A 23225-nucleotide genomic window follows, 5' to 3' on the forward strand; every position below is an offset into this window, starting at 1 on the left:
GGTCAGAGTTCATCGCGCGTATACCAGAACTCATCGACTTCGGGCTCTACCTGCACCTCGCTGGCTTCCCACTCCTCACCCAGCACGCCAAGACGGCTCCAGAACGCATCGGCAACCAGCACTGAGAGATTGCCGTGGTTTCTCAATCGACTGATCAGCACCCTCGGGTCTGGCGCTTCGCCAGAGCTGAGCAGTACGGTTTCAGCCGGGGTATGGGTCGGGAGATACTTGAGCAGGGCACCGCCCCGGCAGGACAGGTAACAACTTTCGGCGCTGGGACGATTGCTCTTGACCACCGACACGTAGTCGCTCAGGTCGTCCTTGGAGACGAAGTTGTTCAACAGTTTTTTGTCTATCGGCTCAAAGCTGGACGTCAAGGAAATTGCCTTGTAGAACGCATGCACTGCAGCGATTTTGTAAGTCTTCAGCACATTGCTTTCAGGCACGTCAAAGCCTGCACCGCCGATCGAGAAAAACAGCTCCAGAGTACGGGCACTGCCTGTGCCCTGATCTTCCACCGGATCGATCGCGACATACCCTGGTGTTCCCCCTGGCGCCAGTACCGCGCCCAGGTATTGCTTGTCCTTGAACGGTGCCACCAAGCCCTGGGCATAGCGCGCCGCATCATCGGGATAAAAAAACAGCGGCCCGCAAAACGAATGAAAATGCGGGTCGTCGGCAAAAGCATGCGGCGGCCTTTTGGGCATCCAACTGACCCCAACCCGCTCTTTCCTGCCCCAGACTTCACTGGTCACCCGAACCGACAGCTCACCCGCGCCTGCCAGACGGCGTACATACTCGAGCACCTTGAGGGAGCCCTCGAGCAATTGGGTGCGTTCCAGGTGCGCCGTGCTCGTCCATTTGAACAGCGGAGCCGTTTTGGGAAACACGTACTTGAGCAGTGCGCCGTCCCCACACAATAGATACAGCGGCAGAGCACTGCCGTTACGTGCCCCCGTGATGAGGGTCAGTGCGTTAGCAATGTCCTGCGGCGCAAAGAAATGATTAGCCATTTCATCGTTGGCCGCAGCGATGGGAACAGTCGATGCACACAGATACAAGCCTTCCAGCACGTACCCTTGCGGAAACAAGCCATCGACAAAGACTTGCTTAAAATCGCCATAGTTCTCTCTGCGAAGTGGCAAAGTCGTCATGTACAGCGGCCGGCTCAGCGACTTGAGTACGTAACCGAAAGCCACCTCAGCTAGCGGCGTAGATGCGCGCTGAGCGTAGCGCACGGCATCGAGCGCCCGGGTAAACATCGGGCTGCAGGGGGGGTCGAATGATGCAGAGCGAATGGTCCAGTCATCAGGTCTCGGGGAATACGCAACAAACGTGCGCCTTATCATTCTGGGCCTGCCCCATACAGGGTCGCCCTCGACCACACGCAATTCACCGGCGTTCGCCGCCTGCGTGACAAACTGGTTCGGCGTGAGCGCCCCACTGCGCAGTTGCTGTTCAACGCTGTTGTCGCCGTAATCACCCTTGACCTTGTTCAGTGGCGCAAGGCGATTCTTGAGCAACTCTTCCTCAGCAGAGCCCGACAGCTCGTAACTGAGGACCGAGCCATTTGAACCGAACACATATTCACGCTTGATGTGCACCTCGCGGTGCAACAGATTCGACAGGACCGCGCTTGGTATCATGGTTTTGTAGATGGCTTTTTCAGTCGCTGATAGCAGCAGCGGCACCTCTTGGGTCACAACGGAGCGGTAGCGCGCAACAATCGTGCTGCCCCCCGGATAAAGCCCCACCTCAAAGGCCCGGTCAGGGACCATCCAGTGCAGCGCCAACCCCCGGGGCGGAAGCACCAGGGGAAGCGTCGAGGCGAACAGCCCATTGAGCAGCCTGAGGATCACCCCACCATACGCCGCGCGATAGCCGGTGTTCACCAAAGCCGCCGCGTGACGGGCCGCATCATCGGGGTTGGCAAACGCGGGGCTTAAACGCCGCGGCATCAAGGTTTCGTAGCCGGTCCAGGTCTCGGCGACCACGCCCTTTTTATCCCAGCACTGGCTGGTACGCACCACATGGAGCATTCCCTTCAGCACCCACCCTTTGAGGAAGTCCCGGGCGCTTTTCTTACCGGAATTCAACTGCTCCTGCGCCTGGGTCAATAACGTATCTGCCGTGCCGCCAGCTTTTACATCAATCGCTGCAGACACATACCGCAACAACGCGCCATCAAGAGTCGATAAGTAAATTGGCAGGGTGGTCACACCCTTAGCGGCCGCCGAGAGCGCTGCGTATAACACTCTCGGCGTGACGAAATACAGCGTCAGCCAAGCGAGCGGCGCGCTCAGCCCCGTAGGTGACCATTGCTGTGAGCGAAACAGCCCATGCACTTCAAACCCATCGGGCAACTGGTAGCCGCCCTCGTCCTTGGCCTTAAACACGAGGTAGAGGTTGAACAGCCTGTTATCACTGACGACGCCCACCACCTCGCTCGCAATGTACTGCTCCTGATCCTTATGCTTGAGGATGAACGCATAGCAGGCCGCCTCGAGGAAATTGCGCCCGTGCACCCGCCCATGGAGGTTGCGGGCCGCTTCATCGGCACTGGCGAATACGGCCCCGAAGGTCACGTAGTCGGGTGGCCCGGAGGGCGCAGCGTAGCTGAAATTGGACGTCCAGTTGCTGTAGACCACCGAGCGCGGCCCCCATAACGGGTTGCCCTGGATGATCTTGAAGTCGCCCGCCTCGGCCAGTCGCCGCACCCAATCGTCAGGCCGGATCAGCCCTTTTTCGAGGCGCTTGCCGAGGCTATTATCGCCAGCCTCTGGGCCAATATTGGCCAGCAGCAAGACTTCATGGGACGACTTGTTTGGGGTGTACTCCAACAAGCAATCCTGCGCGCCTGACAGGTAGGCCACCCGTCCAGCCGGGATAATCGAGTACATTTCACGGTCATCAAACACTTGCTGATTGATCTGCGCCTCGTCCCGCGTCCAGCCACGGCGGGCGACCCAGGCCGGGTCAAGCATCGACAAGGCAGTGTGGGAGCCGTAGCGTCCGTGCAGCACATAGGGTTCCGGCGGAATCAACGGCCCTTTGTTGTCGATTGGGAAAAACAACGTGAAGTCAAATGGGTTGGGCGCACTTTCGATGGGTTCAGTGATGACAAAACGACCGTCTTCACCCTTGAGCACGTAACCCCCATAGTGGCGATCACGCTGGTTGCCGATTCGCTCATGGGCATACACCGCCGCATCACGCGCCGAGAGAAACGGACGGCTCAATGTTGCCTTATAGAATGACGTCAACAGATCGGAGCGGTTATCCACCCTCCCGACGCGGCGCCACAAGCCTCCGGCCTGAACCACCGACAGATCAGTCGCGGCAATGACCCTGCGCACATAATCGCGGGGGGTCAGCGTGCCAGCGACCATGGCCGCCTTGGCACCGTTATCGTCAAGTTCACCCTCGCCTTTTTGCATGACCAGCTCAGTCGTAAGTGTGGCCTCGGGCACTTTGAATTTCAGCAAAGCAAAATCAGAAGCCTGCATATACAAGGTCAATCCACGAGCCGGGTCCTGGATGTCCAGGGTCGCCCGCGCCTGGCGTGTCGCGGCCACCACCTGTGCCGGGCTAAAGAAGGTACTGGCCAGCCATTTTTCACGCGCCGCTACCTCGTCCTTCTCGTACCAGCTATTGAAATAAATAGCCTCCAACCGGTACTGGGAAGGCAATCGAAGTTTGCCGTTGGGACGTTTTGGAAACACTTCGGTGGGCGAAAACAGCGGCGCCAGCTTGGGCACTGCCAGCGTCGCAACGTAGGCGTCCTCACGGGAGTGCTTGAGGACAAACCCCATAGCGCCTTCGCCTGCTGCGCCAGCAAGGGAAAGTGCACGCAACACGGCCGTTTCCGGGGTTGGCAACACCGAGGTAAAAAAGGGTTGCTGCCGTACCTTTGTCACTGGAGTCCTGAGGCGCCAGTCCTTGGGCACACGCCCGCGAACACCGCCCCATACCGGGTGGGCAATCACTACCCACAGTTCGCCAGCTGCAGCCAACTGACGGACGGGATGCTCGAAATCACTGCTGGTATCACCTGGGCCGCCACGCAGTTGTTGTCCAAGCTTTTTTTCGACAGCTGAGCCACTGCTGACATATTTGAGCAGCACATCATCTGGCCCGGAAAAATAGTGAGCCTTGGCAAACGCTCTGTTCCGGAAGCTGAAGACTTGGTCCTCACCGGAATAGAAGTTATTGAACAGCAGCACCTGATCAGCCGTGAAATGGGGAAAGTGGCTCCCGATTTGCGCAGCAGCGGCGGGATGGGAGTGATAGAACGCCTCGGCGTGGTAATCATCAGGGGCGACGAAGTTACCTTCACTGTCCTTGGCCAACAGCCGCGCGTGATCGAAAATATTACGCCGGTCAGGTAAGGGGTGCGTGGCGTAGTAGCGACCACCACGTTTGAGAATCACACCACCGTACTCGACGTCACGACGCTGGCCGATAGCCTCATGTGCCCAACGGGCCGCGTCGTCGGCGGTGATAAAGGCCGGGCTGAGGGGCGGTAACTCAGGCGGGCGGCGCGGTGAATCGGCTAGGGTGGTAGGGGTCGTGTCCATAGGGTTCTCGTAGGCAAAAGTGTCCAAGGCTTTGAAAGCGCCTTGTCTGAAGCCGCATCCTGGAATATCGCGCTCGCTCACTTGCGCTGTATATCTACCCCTGCGCCTCTTTTTGAAGCCTTCCGTGCACCCGACAACTCTTGCGGCGCCAAGTTGGTGCGCGTCGCCACGCCCTTCACTGATCAGCCCCTGTGGATACGCGCGTTGAGCGCCGCAGGCACAGCCTTTGCAAAGTCCTCCGTATCTGCCCCACAAACATACTGGTTTACGGAGATCGCACTATGCAGCGTCGTAGCTTGATCAAAGCTTTCACTTTGTCGGCATCCATTGTCGCCATGGGTTTGACCTGGACCGTCCAGGCCGCCGAGACCATCAAGGTCGGCATCCTGCACTCGTTGTCCGGGACCATGGCGATCTCCGAAACATCGCTCAAAGACATGGCGCTGATGACCATCGACGAGATCAACGCCAAGGGCGGCGTCAACGGCAAGATGCTCGAGCCGGTGGTCGTCGACCCCGCCTCGAACTGGCCGCTGTTCGCCGAGAAAGGTCGGCAATTGCTGACCCAGGACAAGGTCGCCGTGGTGTTCGGCTGCTGGACCTCGGTGTCACGTAAATCGGTATTGCCGGTGTTTGAAGAACTCAACGGTTTGCTGTTCTACCCGGTGCAATACGAAGGCGAAGAGATGTCGCCGAACGTGTTCTATACCGGTGCGGCGCCGAACCAGCAGGCAATCCCGGCGGTGGAATATTTGATGAGCGAAGAAGGCGGCAGCGCCAAGCGCTTCTTCCTGCTCGGCACCGATTACGTGTACCCGCGCACCACTAACAAGATCCTGCGCTCGTTCCTGCACTCAAAAGGCGTAGCGGATAAAGATATCGAAGAGGTTTACACCCCGTTCGGCCACGCGGATTACCAGACCATCGTCGCCAATATCAAAAAGTTCTCGGCCGGCGGCAAGACGGCGGTGATCTCCACGGTGAATGGCGACTCCAACGTGCCGTTCTACAAAGAACTGGCCAACCAGGGCCTGAAGGCGACCGACGTACCGGTGGTGGCCTTCTCGGTGGGTGAAGAAGAACTGCGCGGCATCGACACCAAGCCGCTGGTGGGCAACCTTGCAGCCTGGAACTACTTCCAGTCAGTGGAGAACCCGGTAAACAAGAAATTCGTCGCCGACTGGAAGGCTTACGCCAAGGCCCACAATCTGCCAGGCGCGGATAAAGCCGTGACCAACGACCCGATGGAAGCCACTTATGTGGGCATCCATATGTGGGCGCAAGCGGCGCAGAAAGCCAAATCCACTGACGTCGACAAAGTGCGTGAAGCGCTGGCTGGGCAGACGTTTGCCGCGCCGTCGGGCTTCACCCTGACCATGGACAAAACCAACCACCACTTGCACAAGCCGGTGATGATCGGCGAGATCCAGGCCGATGGGCAGTTCTCGGTGGTGTGGCAGACCCAGGAGCCGATTCGGGCGCAGCCGTGGAGCCCTTACATTCCGGGCAATGACAAAAAGCCGGACTACGCCGTCAAGAGCAACTAAAGCCTAGAGGTCGGGCACGGTCAGTGTGGGAGCTGGCTTGCCTGCGATGCAGACGACTCGGTGTAGCAGATACACCGCAGTGATGCCATCGCAGGCAAGCCAGCTCCCACACAAGACTCAGTGCCCACACCGTCCGCGCACGATCAGGACATTTTTGTATGCCCACTGCCCTTTTCCGCTTCATCCTCGCCGCCCTGCTGTTGCTGCCTTTCGCCGCACACGCAAGCGACGCCGAAGACTTCCTCAACGCCAACCCGATGCAACAAGCCAAGCTGCTCCAAGACTGGGCCGCCCAGCCCGATCCGGCGCGCATCGAGCTGGTGGACGCGCTGCAACAAGGCCAGATCACGCTCAACGGCGAAACCAAAACCGTACGCCTGAACAACCGCCTGCGCGGCCTGATTAATAACGTACAAGCCAGCCAGCACCTGCTCGCTGCCGATCCAAAAGTGCGCCTGTCTGCGGCGCAAACCCTGCAAAAAAGCGCACAGCCTGCGCAGCTCAAATTCCTCGACCAGCAAGTCGCCGCCGAAACCAACGAGGACGTGCACACGGCGCTCAGCCTGGCCCTGGCCAACCTGCAACTGGTCGACACCGACCCGGTGGTGCGCCTGGCTGCCGTGCGTTTGCTCGGCGGCACCGGCGACCCGCTGGCTCGCACGCGTCTTGAAGCGTTACTCGCGCCCGGTGTCGAAACCGACGCCGCCGTGCACACCGCCGCCGAGACCAGCCTGGCCCAGGTCAAACGCAAGTTGATGTTCGGCGAGATCCTCGGCCAGGCCTTCAGTGGTATGTCTTTAGGCTCGATTCTGCTGCTCGCCGCCTTAGGCCTGGCGATCACCTTCGGCCTGCTCGGCGTGATCAACATGGCCCACGGCGAGATGCTGATGCTCGGTGCCTATTCCACTTACGTGGTGCAGTTGATGATGCAGCGCTATGTGCCTGCGGCCATCGAGTTCTACCCATTGATTGCGTTGCCGGTAGCGTTCTTCGTCACCGCCGCCATCGGCATGGCCCTTGAGCGCACGGTCATCCGTCACCTCTACGGTCGCCCGCTTGAAACCCTGCTCGCCACCTGGGGCATCAGCCTGATGCTGATCCAACTGGTGCGCCTGGTGTTCGGTGCGCAGAACGTCGAAGTTTCCAACCCGCAATGGCTGTCGGGCGGCATTCAAGTACTGCCCAACCTGGTGCTGCCGTACAACCGCATCGTGATCATTGCCTTCGCGTTGTGCGTGGTGGTGCTGACCTGGCTGCTGCTGAACAAAACCCGCCTGGGGCTCAACGTGCGCGCCGTCACTCAGAACCGCAACATGGCCGCCTGCTGCGGCGTGCCCACCGGGCGCGTGGACATGCTCGCCTTCGGCCTCGGTTCCGGCATCGCCGGGCTTGGCGGCGTGGCGCTGAGCCAGATCGGCAACGTCGGCCCGGACCTGGGCCAGAGCTACATCATCGACTCGTTCCTGGTGGTGGTACTCGGCGGTGTCGGCCAGTTGGCCGGTAGCGTAATGGCCGCGTTTGGTTTGGGTATCGCCAACAAGATTCTGGAGCCACAGATCGGTGCCGTGCTCGGCAAGATCCTGATCCTCGCGCTGATCATTCTGTTTATCCAGAAACGTCCGCAGGGACTCTTTGCACTGAAAGGACGGGTGATCGACTGATGAACCAGCCATTGATGCTCACGGCCACGCAAAAGGCCGGCCCCAAGCTCACGATCGCGGTCGGCGCGGTGATCCTGACCCTGCTGCTGGCGCTGCCATTGTGTTCGCTGCTGCCTGCGGATAACCCGCTGCATGTGTCGGCCTACACCCTGACGCTGGTGGGCAAGATCCTTTGCTACGCCATCGTTGCCCTCGCGCTGGACTTGGTATGGGGCTACGCCGGTATGTTGTCCCTCGGCCACGGCTTGTTCTTTGCCCTGGGCGGCTATGCGATGGGCATGTACCTGATGCGCCAGGCCTCCGGGGATGAGCTGCCGGCGTTCATGACCTTTTTATCGTGGACCGAGCTGCCTTGGTACTGGACCGGCACCGAGCACTTCCTCTGGGCCATGTGCCTGGTGGTGTTGGCCCCGGGTTTACTGGCGCTGGTGTTCGGCTTCTTCGCCTTCCGTTCGCGGATCAAGGGCGTGTACTTCTCGATCATGACCCAGGCCTTGACCTTCGCCGGGATGCTGCTGTTTTTCCGCAACGAGACCGGGTTTGGTGGCAATAACGGCTTCACCAATTTCCGCAGCATTCTGGGCTTTGGCATTACCGAGCCGGGCACGCGGGCGGTGCTGTTTTTTGCCACGGTCGTGTTACTGGTCGCAAGTCTGTACACCGGCTGGCGCCTGGCACAGAGCAAGTTCGGCCGGGTGCTGACCGCCCTGCGCGATGCCGAGAACCGCTTGATGTTTTGCGGCTATGACCCGCGAGGTTTCAAGTTGTTTGTGTGGGTGTTGAGCGCAGTGCTATGTGGTCTGGCGGGCGCGCTGTATGTGCCGCAAGTGGGCATCATCAACCCCAGCGAGATGTCGCCGACCAACTCCATCGAAGCCGCCGTGTGGGTGGCCTTGGGCGGGCGCGGCACCTTGATCGGGCCATTGCTCGGCGCTGGCGTGGTGAACGGCATGAAGAGCTGGTTCACCGTGGCCTTTCCGGAATACTGGCTGTTCTTCCTCGGGGCGCTATTCATCATCGTGACCCTATACCTGCCCAAGGGCGTTATCGGCTTGCTGAAGAAATGAGGAATGTCATGCTTGAACCTATTTTCGATGCGGGCAGCAGCCGCGATGCGATCGGCATCGGCCACGCCGCAGGCAAGGGCCTCAACACCCGCCACGGCACCATTCTGACGCTGGAAGACATCAGCGTCAGCTTCGATGGTTTTAAAGCACTCAACGACTTGAACCTGTACATCGGCGTCGGCGAATTGCGCTGCATCATCGGCCCCAATGGCGCGGGCAAGACCACGCTGATGGACGTGATCACCGGCAAGACTCGCCCCAGCCACGGCAATGCCTGGTTCGGTGAAACCCTGGATTTGACAGGCATGAGCGAAGTGCAGATCGCCCAGGCTGGCATCGGCCGCAAGTTCCAGAAACCCACGGTGTTCGAAGCCCTGAGCGTGTTCGAAAACCTGGAACTGGCGCAAAAGACCGACAAGTCGGTGTGGGCCAGCCTGCGTGCACGCCTGAGTGGCGAACAGAAAGACCGTATTGACGAAGTGCTCGACACCATCCGCCTGACCGCCTCGGTACAGCGCCCGGCAGGGCTGTTGTCCCATGGGCAAAAGCAGTTCCTGGAAATCGGCATGCTGCTGATGCAAGACCCGCAGTTGCTGCTGTTGGACGAACCGGTGGCCGGTATGACCGACGCTGAAACCGAATTCACCGCGGAACTGTTCAAGCGCCTGGCGGGCAAACACTCGCTGATGGTGGTGGAGCATGACATGGGCTTTGTCGGCTCGATTGCCGATCACGTGACCGTATTGCACCAGGGCAGCGTGCTGGCCGAAGGGTCGCTGGAACAGGTGCAGGAAAATGAGCGGGTGATTGAGGTTTATCTCGGCCGCTAGGCCTGATTGGGTCTGCTTTATGTGGGAATTGGGGAGAATTCAACGATGCTACAAGTCGACAAGCTGCACCAGTACTACGGCGGTAGCCACATCCTGCGTGGGCTGTCCTTCGACGTAAAGATCGGCGAAGTCACCTGCCTGCTCGGCCGTAACGGCGTGGGCAAGACCACCCTGCTCAAGTGCCTGATGGGTTTACTGCCAGCCAAAGAAGGCGCGGTGAACTGGGAAGGCAAGGCCATCACTGGCTTCAAGCCGCACCAACGTGTGCACGCCGGTATTGCCTACGTGCCTCAGGGCCGGGAGATTTTCGGGCGGCTGACCGTGGAGGAGAATCTGCTGATGGGGCTTTCACGTTTTCCTGGCTCCGAAGCCAAGGAAGTGCCGGCCTTTATCTACGAACTGTTCCCGGTATTGCTGCAGATGAAGCACCGCCGTGGCGGCGACTTGTCCGGCGGCCAGCAGCAACAGTTGGCGATCGGCCGCGCGTTGGCCAGCCGCCCGCGGCTGTTGATTCTCGATGAGCCCACCGAGGGCATTCAGCCGTCGGTGATCAAGGAAATTGGCACGGTGATCAAAAAGCTTGCGGCACGCGGCGACATGGCGATCCTGTTGGTGGAGCAGTTCTACGACTTCGCTGCCGAGTTGGCGGACCAGTATCTGGTGATGTCACGCGGTGAAATCGTCCAGCAAGGCCGAGGTGAAAATATGGAAAGTGAGGGTGTGCGCGGCTTGGTTACGATCTAATCTGTGGCGTCCTGACGATAAGCACTCGAACATGAACCTGCCCGTTTCCCCTGCCCTGTTCACCCCCAGCTGGCACGCCGAGCTGGAACTTGGCTACGCGCGTTTCGGCGACACCACGCGCCCGGTGATGCGCCGCCACCTTGGCCCGCTGCGCGTGCAAAAGCACCTGTACGCCGAGGGGCCCGAGGTGTGCCAGCACATTATCGTGCACCCGCCCGGCGGGATTGCCGGTGGCGACCGCCTGGACATCAGCGCCCATGTGGCGACAGGTGCCTGGGCGCAACTGACCAGCCCTGGCGCGGCCAAGTGGTACCGCGCCAGCGGCCCGGCGTATCAAAAGCTCGAACTGAGCGTAGACGCGGGCGCCACGCTGGAATGGCTGCCCCAGGAAACCATCGTGTTCAGCGCCGCCCAGGCCGAACTCACTACGCGCATTGACCTGCAAGGCGATGCGCGGCTGTTCTACTGGGACGTGGTCGCCCTCGGTCGCCCCGCCAGTGGCGAGCGTTTCGACCTCGGCCACTTTCAATCGCAGCTGGATATTCGCCGTGACGGCCAGTTGCTCTGGCATGAGCGCCAGCGCATCGTGGGCGCCGACGGGTTGCTCGACTCGCCGATTGGGCTGGACGGGCAACCGGTGTTTGCCACGCTGCTGCTGACGGGCGATATCGAGCCTGAATTATTGGAAACCTGCCGTGCTTTGCCCCATGCGGTGCGCGGCGACTTGACCCAACTGCCTGGGCTGCTGGTCGCCCGTTGCCTGGCCAGTGAAGCGCTGCTGGCGCGGGGTTGGTTGATTGATTTATGGAAACTGCTACGCCCGGCGGTGCTGGGGCGAGAAGCCGTCGCACCACGAATCTGGAGCACATGAAGATCAAAATGCGGGAGCGGGCTTGCTCGCTCCCACAGTGGATCTCTGTTGTAGTTAAAAATGCATTCTTTGAAGGACCTTGAACCATGGATTTGACCCCACGGGAAAAAGACAAACTGCTGATCTTCACCGCAGGTTTAGTCGCCGAGCGCCGTCTGGCGCGGGGTGTGAAGCTCAACTACCCGGAAACCATCGCCTACATTTCAGCCGCCTTAATGGAAGGCGCGCGCGATGGCCGCACCGTCGCCGACCTGATGCACTACGGCACCACCCTGCTCAGCCGCGAGCAAGTGATGGAAGGCATCCCGGAAATGATCCCGGATATTCAGGTGGAAGCCACCTTCCCCGACGGCACCAAACTGGTCACCGTCCACCAGCCTATCGCGTGAGGCCCCGCCATGATTCGTGATGCAACCTGGCATGACCTGTCGGCCATTCAAGCCATCTACAACGACGCGGTGTTGAACACCACGGCGATCTGGAACGAACAACCGGTCGACCTGGCCAACCGTCAGGCCTGGTTCAGTGCACGTCAGGCCCAGGCGTACCCGATCCTGGTGGCGGTAGAACACGATGAGGTCATCGGCTATGCCTCATTCGGTGACTGGCGCCCCTTTGAAGGCTTCCGCTACAGCGTCGAACACTCGGTGTACGTGCGCAATGACCAGCGCGGCAAAGGGCTTGGCCCGCGCCTGATGCAAGCGCTGGTCGAACGGGCCCGCACCGGCGGCAAGCATGTGATGGTCGCGGCCATCGAAAGCGGCAACCAAGCGTCTATTCGCCTGCATGAACGCCTGGGTTTCATCACTACCGGGCAAATGCCACAAGTGGGTATCAAGTTCGGCCGCTGGCTGGACCTGACTTTTATGCAACTGGCATTGAACCCGGGCGCCGAACCGCCCAAGGAGTGAGATCAATGAGCGCTGCACAATTGCGTCGAGTGAATGCTGAAAGTTTTGCCCATTACCGCCTGGGCTTGATCGAGCTGTTGCTGGACGCGGTGCAGCACGGCGCTTCGGTCGGTTTCATGGCTGACTTCGATCAAACTCAAGCCCGCGACTATCTGAAGGGCGTACAAGCCAGCGTTGAAGACGCCAGCCTGCTGCTGTGGGTGGTGGTGCGCGACGAACAAGTGATCGCCAGCGTGCAATTGGCGCTGTGCCAGAAAGCCAACGGCCTGAACCGCGCCGAAGTGCAAAAGCTGTTGGTACACAGCAGCGCGCGTCGCCATGGCCTCGGCCAGCAACTGATGAACGCTTTGGAACTCGCCGCACGCCAGCACAAGCGCAGCCTGCTGTACCTGGACACCGAGGCCGGCTCCGGTGCCGAAGCCTTCTACCAGTCGCTGCACTACACCAGGGTCGGTGAGTTGCCCGACTACTGCCAAAGCCCGGACGGGCGTTACACCCCGACCGCCATCTACTTCAAGACCCTGGGGCAACCTGCATGATTCCTGGCGAATATCAGATCCAGCCTGGTGACATCGAACTCAACGTCGGCCGGCGCACCCTCACCCTCAGCGTGGCCAACAGCGGCGACCGGCCGATCCAGGTGGGTTCGCATTACCATTTTTTCGAGACCAATGACGCGCTGACGTTTGATCGCGCCGCCAGCCGTGGCATGCGTTTGAATATTCCGGCGGGCACGGCAGTGCGGTTTGAGCCGGGGCAAAGTCGCGAAATCGAGTTGGTGGATTTGAGCGGGGGGCGGCGAGTGTTCGGGTTTGCCGGACGGATCATGGGCGACCTTTAGGGCCTCTTCGCAGGCAAGCGAGCGCCCACAGGGGAATAAGCTGGCTTGTCTGCGATAGCGATATCACCTTCAACACCTATTTTTCAGGGCACACACACATGAAAATCAGCCGCCAAGCCTACGCCGACATGTACGGCCCCACCGTCGGTGACAAGGTCCGCCTGGCCGACACCGACCTGTTCGTCGAAGTCGAACAGGACTTCACCGTCTACGGTGAAGAAGTCAAATTCGGCGGCGGCAAAGTTATCCGCGACGGCCAGGGCCAGAGCCAACTGCTCGCCCATGAAGTGGTCGACACCTTGATCACCAACGCGCTGATCATCGACCACTGGGGCATCGTCAAAGCCGACGTCGGCCTGAAGAACGGCCGCATTCACGCGATCGGCAAAGCTGGCAACCCGGATATCCAGCCGGGCGTGACCATGGCCATCGGCGCCAGCACCGAAGTGATCGCCGGTGAGGGCATGATCCTTACCGCTGGCGGCATCGACTCCCATGTGCATTTCATTTGCCCGCAGCAAATCGAGGAGGCGCTGACCAGCGGCGTCACCACCATGATCGGCGGCGGCACGGGACCTGCCACCGGCACCAACGCCACCACCTGCACTTCCGGCCCGTGGCATTTGGCGCGCATGCTGCAGGCCAGCGATTCGTTCCCGATGAACATCGGCTTTACCGGCAAGGGCAATGCCAGCCTGCCGGAGCCGTTGGTCGAACAAGTCATGGCCGGTGCCATCGGCTTGAAGCTGCATGAAGACTGGGGCACCACACCCGCCAGTATCGACAATTGCCTGACCGTGGCCGACCAGTATGACGTGCAGGTGGCGATCCACAGCGATACCCTCAATGAGTCCGGCTTCGTCGAAACGACGTTAGCCGCGCTCAAGGGTCGCACCATCCACACCTACCACACTGAAGGCGCCGGCGGCGGTCACGCGCCGGACATCATCAAGGCCTGCGGTTTCCCTAATGTGTTGCCCAGTTCCACCAACCCGACCCGGCCGTTCACCCGCAACACCATCGACGAGCATCTGGACATGTTGATGGTCTGCCACCACCTGGACCCAAGCATTGCCGAAGACGTGGCCTTCGCCGAAAGCCGCATCCGCCGCGAAACGATTGCCGCTGAAGACATCCTGCATGACCTCGGCGCGTTCTCGATGATCAGCTCCGACAGCCAGGCCATGGGCCGCGTCGGCGAAGTGATCACGCGCACCTGGCAGACCGCCGACAAGATGAAGAAACAGCGCGGCGCGCTGCCCGGTGATGGCCCCGGCAACGACAACTTCCGCGCCAAGCGCTACATCGCCAAGTACACCATCAACCCGGCGATCACCCACGGCATCAGCCATATTGTCGGCTCGATCGAAGTGGGCAAGTGGGCCGACCTGGTGCTGTGGCGCCCGGCGTTTTTTGGCATCAAGCCGACGCTGATTCTCAAGGGCGGCGCGATTGCTTCAAGCCTGATGGGCGACCCCAACGCCTCGATTCCGACACCGCAGCCGGTGCACTACCGCCCCATGTTCGCCAGCTTCGGCAGTTCGTTGCACGCCACCAGCCTGACCTTTATCAGCCAGGCGGCCCAAGCAGCCGGGTTGCCCGAAGCCTTGGGCCTGAAGAAGCAAATCGCGGTGGTCAAAGGGTGTCGCGACGTGCAGAAAACCGACCTGATCCACAACGATTACCTGCCGGATATCGAAGTGGACCCACAGACCTATCAGGTCAAGGCCGACGGCGTGTTGCTGTGGTGTGAACCCGCGGATGTGCTGCCGATGGCCCAGCGATACTTTCTGTTCTAAAGAGAGCACCGATGCACGCGACGCCGGGCACGGGTGGGGTGGTGCCCGTCGTAGTGGGTCGTCCTTGGTTAAGCGTAAACGCTCAGCCTATCGAACGACCCGGGGTGCAAAGCCTACATAGTGACTCGATTTAAACGTGCTCACGAGGGGTGAACGCCGCGTTCGTCGAAGCACATGATTAAATAGCCACAGGTTTTAGTTCAAGTGGCCAGCGGTAAAGCAGCGTTACGAAAACTGCATGTTTATCATGGACTCAGTGTATTGGTAATCCATTCGCAGCTCGACGCCCGCCGGTATGTTTTCAGTTGCAAATACCGCTGTCAGTATAAAGTTCTTTCTTTTTATTGTTGCTCCAGGCCCCACGCCCAGCAACATATCCGCCTCAATGGGGAAGGCCACGCCCTCCACGTTATAACCCCCTGCGGCCTGACGTACCGGTTTGCCATTTGCGTCATATTCAAAGTTGGTGTTGATTCTCGAGAGGATGTTGTCTCCCGACAGGTGAACCCGCGGCTGGCCAAGCTCGAAGCCCCCAAGGGCCGGTGGCGGACTGACGAGCATGGTATAGGTTTGACCTGAGGGGCCGAAAAACCCGTCGGGAAGCACCGTCCCGCCGTAAACCCCGACGATTTCCCCTTTGGCAATAGTTCTGTTGGCCACCACCATGTTCTGCCCTATCAGCGACTTTTCTTCGGGCACCTTCATATCCTGCGCAGTGAACAGACGCCGCTGCAATTTCTCTTCATAAAGTGCGCCCACCTCCTCGTACCCTTCAAACTTTATGTAAGGTTTGATTTGATCGGAGGTGTAGTTAACCCCGGACGCCAGTTGAACGCTTTTTTGCAGCTTTCGAATACGTATCGGTCGGCCTTGATAATCCCTGAGAGGGTATTTACCGTTATTCGCGCGGTTATAACTCCCGATTCGATTAGGCGCGCTCGTAAAATGAACGTCCCGCCTCATGAGACGGAGTTCGTCCGCCGTATAGGGAAGCATTGGCATAGACTCTGGTGCATCTTCATACTCACTGCCGGAACTATCTGACTTCATCCCTCCGGACGTGCGCTGGCGCTTCCAGACCCCGACAATATCGGGCTTGGCGATGACCCCACTACTGACCAGAACATACGGATTGTCCGGCGCCTGCACCCACAGTAAGTAATGCTCGCCGTCCCCATCAGGCATGCTCGCAACAAAGTATTGTTTGCCTTCAAACTCGATGGCTCGCGCCTGTGAGAGCTGTAACTCACGCCGTGTGCCCGCGCGTCGCTCAACCAATACTTCAAGGTTTTCCCCTGGAAGCAGCGCCTGCGCGATTTCCTGGCGAGTCAATGTTTCGATCAACTTCAGTTCGTCAACGGCAGACAGCGATTGCGCCTCCTCAGCATTAACGTCATAGACCGCTCTGGATAACTTGCCGGACTCGAAATCGCGCAGTAACTGCGCCAGTTGTTTTTGGTAGGGCTCGTTCTGCGCTTCAAAAGCTTTGCGGTGTTTGTTCGTCACGTAGTCTTTCCAGAAATCTCTGGACACCAGCGCGTCAAACTCTTGCACAGAATTGTCTCGACTGATCACGCGCTGGTAAGCATCCTCCAGCATCGCTGGGGTGACATTGCCCAAACCGATGAATCGTGTGTGTTGAGGTTGCCCCGGCAAATCGAGCCGGTCCTTAAGGCCGTGGCGATAAGCCAACCTGATCTCGACCTCTTCCAGCAGCGCAAGCGCATGTACCCTCTGGACAGGCGTCAAGCCTTGCTGGTTGTTGATCGCGGTTCTGCGCTGATCGATATCCCTTAGCGCGATCGCCTCCACTTCATCCAGCCGGAACAAGCCTCTGGCGAGCGTAGTCAACGCCACGCCTTGGTTCACGCCCTGCGTCAGTGCCAGAGCGTTGGCTTTGTGCACCATCAGCAGAATTTCCAGATTACTGAAGGTCAAGGCAGCCCGATCACAACAGGCGCGCTTACCTGCCCACTCAAACATATCCTTGCGCAATTGCTCCGACTCGGCGCTGTTTTCAGTGATGCCGTCGATCACCTCCCAGACTCGACGCTGCAGTTCTTCACGGTCAGCCACCCCCACATCCAGATCGTTGAGTAGGTTGAAGAAACCCTCACTATCTGGTTGCCCGTGTAGCCTGGCCCACTGGGTGCTTCGCGTTGAAACCTGATCTGCAGGCAGCCCGGTAGTCCAGCGCAAGAACGGCGCCTGCGGGGGCGCGCCAGGCATCACACGGGTCTCCAGTGCAGTAACCCCCAAGCGGTTCGGCCTGCCCGGGGTCACCAGCCCTGCATCTTCAATGCGTGTGGTGTATGCCCTGACCTGATCCAGGGTCTGCGCGGTCAATGGATTTCCGGATACCGTCGTCACGCTATTAACCCGCACCGCCTGCGCTAACTGTTCGTTAGACGGCGCAATAACTGAGTCTGGAATAGTCGTGATGTTGTTATGACTCAGCGCTACCTGATCCAACAACGGTTGCTCGAGCAAACCGACGGGCCAGGTATCGATACCCGCATTTATCAGGCTGAGGGAGCGCATGTCGGTGATCCGGGTGAAATCGGGCGTGATACCGAGCGAGTTATTGTGCAGCCACAACGATCGCAGGGTGACCCGTTCCGATAGAATCCGCGCTGTTTCGGCCGTCAAGCGGATCTGGTTGTTATTCAACGTCAGGCGGGTCAAGCCATGCATTTCCCCCAAAACCGGTGGCAGTTCCGTCAGTCGGTTATTGGCCATCTCCAGCCAACGCAAATGCCGGTAGCGCGCCAAGAACCCTTCGGGCGAGGCACTGAGCCCCATGTTGTTCAATTTCAGTGAGCCAACATGGCTGAAATCCACATCAAGGTCGGGCAGGCTGGGCAGGTTCAAATCACTCAGGTCCAGCTCCAGGCCGATAGGCGTCCCATCTTTGGCCAGCATTTGTGGGGTCTCCCGGCGCCAGCACGCGAGAATACGGACCTGGGCCTGGTAACGATGGTCCATGGCCCCTGCATTGGCTTGTCGTTGATAGGCCCGCACATAGCCTTGTCGCTCCCCCCCGCCGGAGAACGTCCAGGCATCCAACTGCCGCTCTACGGTATCGAATTCCAATTCAAGCCTGGCCAGCTCCGCATCGGCTCCCGCGCCCCAACTCCAGATCAACTCCCTGGCTTCTTGCATAAGCTTGTTCGGGTAAAGGCGCCGCATTTTTTCAAGCTTGGGGTTGCCACTGTCAAACGCACCCATAGGAGCGCTTTTCACCAAGTCCGGTCGGGCCTGATTGAGGCGTCGCCAGTAGTCATCGAAGCGTTGCCAGTAATCAGCAGGGAATGGGTTGCCCTGAAGCAGCGTGACGCTATTGAGTCGCGCTGTCGCGCCAAGCTGCTCATCCGTCGGGTTAAGATAGTGCTCGGGCACGTGACTAAAAAGGTTGTCGCTCAAGTCAACGAAATTTAGATCCGTGTGTGCCTCCAGCCCCGTTGGCCACAGCACCTGCTGTGTATTTCTCAAATTCAGGCTTCTCAACCGCGGCATGCTGCTGAAATCCGGGAAAAACCTCAGCGGGTTATCTGCCAGGTTAAGTTCTTCAAGATTGCCCAGCGAACGCAGCACCCTGGTGCTTTGTGGGGTGAGCCGAAGATTATTGGAATACAGCGCCAATGACGTCAGGTGGGTCATGTCACCGACAACGCTGGGCAACTCGGAAAGCCTGCTGTTGGTAATGCTCAAATGTTTGACCTGGGTAAATTTTCCAAGGAAAGCATCCGCGCTGTCAGACCACCTGACACCGTGAAGCTTCAGCGCCTCGACATGACTGAAGTCGGCGCTCAATACCGGTAATTCCAGCCCCTTCATTATCAACCACAGAGGGCCGCTTCTCTCACGACGCCAATAGCTCATGATTGTCCTGGCGATGTAAGGCGCCGTATCCCAGGCGTCCACCCGCCCCGTTTGCGGTGTATTCGCTTTAACCCAAGCAGCCAACTCCTTCTCCACCGTCTTGAATTCGGCTTCGCGAAGTTTCAGACCACGCTCCACATTTGTACCAAATTCCTGGATAACGTCATTGACTGCCTGTTCATCCAAGGTGCGGTACAGCTTGCGGATGCGCGCTTTTATCGACGCCTCTGAAGGCCCAATAACGCGGCCTACAAACTGTCGAAAACCACGGCCTCCGCCCAGCAGGCGCAGTGTCGGATCAACCGTAGGCTTGCGCACCGGATGCTCCAGCAACACTGTGCGCAGCGGCTCCCGAGGCAGAGGCGCTCGCTGGATCGCGGCCTTCAACTGCTGTGAATCGGTAAACCCGAGGGCTTGGCGCTCTTGTGTCGACAGTGCCTCCCAAGTCGCGCTGTAGAAGTCTCGAGGCATTTGCGCCTCGAATAGGCCATTGTCCATTTGCACCAACACCTTGGTCTGCGGCCAGTGCGGCGAACCAATGGCGTCCAGCAACGGGCCCTCGGTCGAATACTGACGCAGTTCCACCCGTGTTCCTCGTGGCCACCCCGGCAACGTTTCCAGGGTACGCAAGGCCAGGCGCTGACTGTCGATGCTTGCCAGTGTGTCCAGGTGCAGCCCTTCATAGGCCCGGGACACGCGTGTTTCCTGCTCACACCATCTTGCCTGCTCGGCCTGCGCTTCAGGCAGCAGCCCGGTGCGGCGCAAGGCTAACAGTTGTTCGGCGCCGAGCGTCTTGAGCAAATGGGCAGCCATTGATGTTGGCAGCTTGGGGTAGCTCGCCAGTATCCAGTGCAGATCGGGATCCCGCGAGACGGTCGACGCCTTGTAGCGTTCCTCCACCAACGGACCTTTGAACATCTGCACCGTATCGCCGAGGTACTTGCGTAGTTTGCCAGCCCGTACCTCCAGGGTGTCTTCGGCCTCGCCCGGGATTTCCTTCAGGGTGGGGTCAACGCCTTGCAACGTGTTCAACACCTCTTTGAGTAACTCGCCGCGTTCCAGCTGGCTTTGAGTGACAACCACCACGCGCCTGGCAAAGGTAACGGGGGCGTCATCCTCCCAAAGAGTCCTGCCATCGCTGCTCATGACACGCATCCGTGTCTCACCAGGCAACATCCCACGACGCTGCATCATCTGCATTTGCAACGCCGGGTCCGCCTGGGCGTAGACCGCCGGGTCGCTGCTGTGCATTTGCTCGACAAAGGTCGTCAGTTCCTGATGGGTCTTGAAGTGCTCAATGGCATCCTCAAGCAGCAAGGGCACCCGCTCATGCTCGACAAAGGTCTGGCGCAAGGTGTCTTCCTCAACGCCGCTGGCGATGCGAGCCTGCTCCAGGGTCGGGGTGTCGAGCCCACGCTCGTTCAGGCCCAGGCGCCTCATCAGTGTCGGCTTGTCCCAAGTCAACGGCTCCTCGACTTCATGACTCCAGGCGCCGGCGTGGTTATGCTCCAGTTGCGGCTCATAAGCCCCAGCCCGGCTGGGGTGCTGGATACGGTACTGGCCGGTGTCGGGCTCCTGGCGGACCTGATAGTGATCACCTTCATGGGGCAACACCGTCTGCCCATTGTGCTGGTAAAGGCCCAGATTGTCGGGCTTGGCACCCGGAGGCAGGTCGGGAGCTGGCACCTTGTAGGGCGCAAGATCTGGCTTCCACAACACCTGCTTGCCGTTTGGCAGCGTAACCGGTTTGAGGTGGTCGATCGAACTCACCCATTTGACTGCGGGCAGCACCTTGGCCCCGGTGACCACCATCGCCGCATTAAGGATGACGCTGGAAAAGTGCGCCCACATCGTTTTCAGATCGCCTTGTTCATAGGCTTCGATGCCCTCATACACCTCAGTGCACATCTGCGCCGCGCCCACCGCCAGCATGATCGGCCCCAACCCCGGCACCACAAAAGCGCCAAGGTTGAACACGCTGATCACCGCGTCCGTGAAGCTTGCCAGCCGATCCATGCGGGTCTTGCGGTCTTCGTCATCGGTGGGCACGGCCACCGCACGGGCATCGGCCAGAATCTTGCGCACCTGGGTCTCACGCAGCTGCTCCCACAGGTTGCCGTTGACGTACAGTTCATCCAGGGGCAAATGCACCGGCTTTGACGCCAGCGGGTAATCGCCGCCCGCACCGTTACCGTTGGTGGGTTTGTACAGACGATTGAAATGCTGAAAAAAGAAGCCCTGCCCACCTTGAGGCACAAAACGGCTGAAAAAACGCCGGTACGACGCACTGTGCAAGCGAGTCCGGAGGTCGGCCATGAACTCGCCGCTGGAGGCATATTCCTTAAGCGGCTGCTGTGGGTCATTGGGGATGTACACCACCAGGCGCTCGGTCCTGTCACTGTCTTTACGAGCCGGCCCGATCAGCAGTGGCCCCGCCAGTACATTGCCAAACACCTTCAGCGCGGCATACGTCACCGGCTTGCCATCAAGGGTGGCACTGCCTGGATCAGTGATGACTTGCTTGATCATGCGGTACGCATCGGCACTGATGCCCCATTGGGGCTGCTTAGCCGCCACTTCGGCACTCAGCGCCAGCAGTTGGCGCTGGTGCTCTTGCAGTTGCTGATACAACGCCGTGCGTTCGACGACAACTTGGGGCTGGACGATGGCCTTGATGTGCTCTTGATACAGTTTCCCCAGGTCCAGGTTGCGGCACAGTTGTGCAAACTCATGGGGAGCGACGGGCAACACCTGTGATTTGACCGCCGAAAATGTCGGGATGATTTCACCGTCATACGAACCCCAGGTGGTGATGATCTGGCAATCGTTGCAGGCACCGGCTCGCACTTCGTCGGGCGCGAAATTGGCCAGGGCAGCCTCAAGCAACGAAACGCCCCGGTACTCATAGCGTAGCGACGGGTCACTTCGCTGCTCGAAAACAAACGCGCCGAGTAGGTCATCGCGACCTTTAAACCCATATTTGCGCGCGAAGTAAACGCTCTTCACGTCCAGGTCCAGATTGAACTGTTTTTTGATCGCGTCTTTAAGCGGCTGCTCGGCAAAAGCGAGCACATCCTTGATATCACCCAAGGTGTTTTCCACTTGGTTCAAGGTATCGCGATAGCGGGTGTGGCTCTCAGCCAGTGCGGTCTTTTCCTGAGCCGTGGCGGTCAGGTACCAACTGGGCAGTTCCATTTCGTGGTTGGCAAGTTCTTCCTGACGCTGGGTGGTGGCCTGGGTGAACCAGGTGGGCGCGCGGTCTTTGAGGAAGTCGTAGTGAACACCCCGAAGGTCAACATTGAAGCTGCCTTCGGCGGTGGCGGTGACGGGTTGTTCTGACATAGTAGGGCTATCCATGACGGGCTGTGAAACATCCAACCTATCGGATCGCCCTACCTGAAAAGCCCTAGATAATTACGCGGATTAGAAATGCTCACGCGGATTGAACGCCGCTTTCTGCGCCAGTTCCTGCCACAACGCCTTGACCTCTTCATCGCTGCTCTTGGGCATTACCACCTTGAGCTGCACAAACAGATAGCCGCGCTCCCCGGCCTTGTTCGACAAGCCATGGCCCTTGGCGCGCATGCGCTGGCCGTTCTGGCTGCCGGCCGGCACTTTGAGGTTGATCTTGCCGGTGAGGGTCGGCACTGCCACTTCCGCGCCCAACGCCAATTCCCACGGCGCCAGGGGCAAGTCGATGATCAGGTTTTCACCGTCCACCTCGAACTTGGGGTGCGGCGCAAACTTGATGATCAGGTACAGATCGCCATTGGCGCCACCGCCAATACCCGGCGCGCCCTGCCCTTTGAGGCGGATGCGCTCACCGTCGGCCACACCGGCGGGGATCTTCACGTTCAGGCTCTTGGTGGTATTGCTGACGTGCCGACCCGAGGCGTCGTATTGCGGCACCTGGAAGTTGATCTGCTTGGACTCGGTAGACAGCGTCTCTTCAAGGTGCACTGTCAGATGCATCTCGACGTCCTGGCCCTTGCGCCCGGCAGGGCGACGCTGGCCGCCACCGAAGGCATCGCCACGGTTGCCGAAGATCGAGCTGAAGAAGTCAGAGAAGTCTTCAGTGCCACCGCCACCGCCGCCATAACCGCCACGGCTCTGCCAGCCAGGTGGCCCTTGGAACGGCTGGCCGTGCTGGCCGTATTTGCGCAGTTCGTCGTATTCCGCACGCTTATCCGCGCTTTTAAGCGCTTCATAGGCTTCAGACGCGTCCTTGAATTTTTCTTCGGCGTCTTTTTCCTTGCTCACGTCCGGGTGATATTTGCGCGCGAGTTTGCGATAGGCGGCCTTTATTTCCTTGTCATCGGCCGTCGGCTCGACACCCAGAATCTTGTAGTAGTCTTTGAAATCCATCAGCGGTTCACCATCCTTAATCGAGATCGCACAGCCTGGGGCACAACGTGCGTTGCTTTGCACCTGTTGAGTGTTATGGCCTGAGGGTGCGTCAAAGTGTTATCGGCGCTAACCGTATGCAACAGATGTG

General features: G+C 59.4%; 15 protein-coding genes. 12 read left to right on the forward strand and 3 right to left on the reverse strand.

The window, feature by feature from the left end:
* Nucleotides 1-2: 2 nt before the first annotated feature.
* Nucleotides 3-4577: a DUF4329 domain-containing protein gene (locus FW764_RS08375; protein ID WP_446433538.1), complete on the reverse strand. Its 4575-nt coding sequence runs from the start codon at nt 4575-4577 to the stop codon at nt 3-5.
* Between the two features lie 281 nt (nt 4578-4858).
* Between FW764_RS08375 and urtA the strand changes: the two genes are divergently transcribed.
* From urtA to ureC, 11 genes are all read left to right on the forward strand, one after another.
* The gene (gene urtA / locus FW764_RS08380; RefSeq protein WP_446433539.1) at nt 4859-6124 is read left to right on the forward strand and encodes an urea ABC transporter substrate-binding protein; all 1266 of its coding nucleotides are present in this window, start codon (nt 4859-4861) and stop codon (nt 6122-6124) included.
* Between the two features lie 158 nt (nt 6125-6282).
* A complete protein-coding gene (urtB, locus tag FW764_RS08385) occupies nt 6283-7785 on the forward strand; it encodes an urea ABC transporter permease subunit UrtB (protein WP_446433540.1) in 1503 nt (500 codons plus the stop codon).
* Nucleotides 7785-8852, forward strand: a complete 1068-nt coding sequence (urtC, locus tag FW764_RS08390) for an urea ABC transporter permease subunit UrtC (RefSeq protein WP_446433541.1) — start codon at nt 7785-7787, stop codon at nt 8850-8852. The genes urtB and urtC overlap by 1 nt, the downstream gene beginning before the upstream one ends.
* Nucleotides 8849-9682, forward strand: a complete 834-nt coding sequence (urtD, locus tag FW764_RS08395) for an urea ABC transporter ATP-binding protein UrtD (RefSeq protein WP_446433542.1) — start codon at nt 8849-8851, stop codon at nt 9680-9682. Before urtC ends, urtD begins: the two co-directional genes overlap by 4 nt.
* A 45-nt stretch (nt 9683-9727) precedes the next feature.
* On the forward strand, nt 9728-10426 hold the full coding sequence (gene urtE / locus FW764_RS08400; protein ID WP_446433543.1) for an urea ABC transporter ATP-binding subunit UrtE: 699 nt from the start codon (nt 9728-9730) through the stop codon (nt 10424-10426).
* A gap of 31 nt (nt 10427-10457) precedes the next feature.
* Complete coding sequence (locus tag FW764_RS08405; RefSeq protein ID WP_446433544.1) at nt 10458-11297, forward strand: urease accessory protein UreD; 840 nt, start codon at nt 10458-10460, stop codon at nt 11295-11297.
* An 86-nt stretch (nt 11298-11383) separates the two neighbouring features.
* Nucleotides 11384-11686 carry an urease subunit gamma gene (gene ureA / locus FW764_RS08410; protein ID WP_003171437.1) on the forward strand — a complete coding sequence of 101 codons (303 nt, stop codon included), beginning with the start codon at nt 11384-11386 and terminating at the stop codon, nt 11684-11686.
* A 9-nt stretch (nt 11687-11695) separates the two neighbouring features.
* The gene (locus tag FW764_RS08415; RefSeq protein WP_446433545.1) at nt 11696-12208 is read left to right on the forward strand and encodes an N-acetyltransferase family protein; all 513 of its coding nucleotides are present in this window, start codon (nt 11696-11698) and stop codon (nt 12206-12208) included.
* Nucleotides 12209-12213: 5 nt separating this feature from the next.
* Nucleotides 12214-12747: a GNAT family N-acetyltransferase gene (locus FW764_RS08420; RefSeq protein WP_446433546.1), complete on the forward strand. Its 534-nt coding sequence runs from the start codon at nt 12214-12216 to the stop codon at nt 12745-12747.
* Nucleotides 12744-13049 carry an urease subunit beta gene (locus FW764_RS08425; RefSeq protein ID WP_099548117.1) on the forward strand — a complete coding sequence of 102 codons (306 nt, stop codon included), beginning with the start codon at nt 12744-12746 and terminating at the stop codon, nt 13047-13049. Before FW764_RS08420 ends, FW764_RS08425 begins: the two co-directional genes overlap by 4 nt.
* A 98-nt stretch (nt 13050-13147) precedes the next feature.
* Nucleotides 13148-14848, forward strand: a complete 1701-nt coding sequence (gene ureC, locus FW764_RS08430) for an urease subunit alpha (RefSeq protein ID WP_446433547.1) — start codon at nt 13148-13150, stop codon at nt 14846-14848.
* A gap of 225 nt (nt 14849-15073) precedes the next feature.
* On the opposite strand, the gene FW764_RS08435 is transcribed toward ureC, so the two are convergent.
* Nucleotides 15074-21832: an NEL-type E3 ubiquitin ligase domain-containing protein gene (locus FW764_RS08435; RefSeq protein WP_446433808.1), complete on the reverse strand. Its 6759-nt coding sequence runs from the start codon at nt 21830-21832 to the stop codon at nt 15074-15076.
* Here FW764_RS08435 and FW764_RS08440 point away from each other — a divergent pair, their 5' ends adjacent.
* The gene (locus FW764_RS08440; RefSeq protein WP_446433548.1) at nt 21833-22069 is read left to right on the forward strand and encodes a hypothetical protein; all 237 of its coding nucleotides are present in this window, start codon (nt 21833-21835) and stop codon (nt 22067-22069) included.
* An 84-nt stretch (nt 22070-22153) separates the two neighbouring features.
* Here FW764_RS08440 and FW764_RS08445 read toward each other — a convergent pair whose 3' ends face one another.
* Nucleotides 22154-23095, reverse strand: coding sequence for a DnaJ C-terminal domain-containing protein (locus FW764_RS08445; protein WP_446433549.1), 942 nt, complete (start codon nt 23093-23095; stop codon nt 22154-22156).
* Nucleotides 23096-23225 lie beyond the last annotated feature (130 nt).

It is taken from the genome of Pseudomonas sp. 1152_12 (assembly GCF_052850675.1).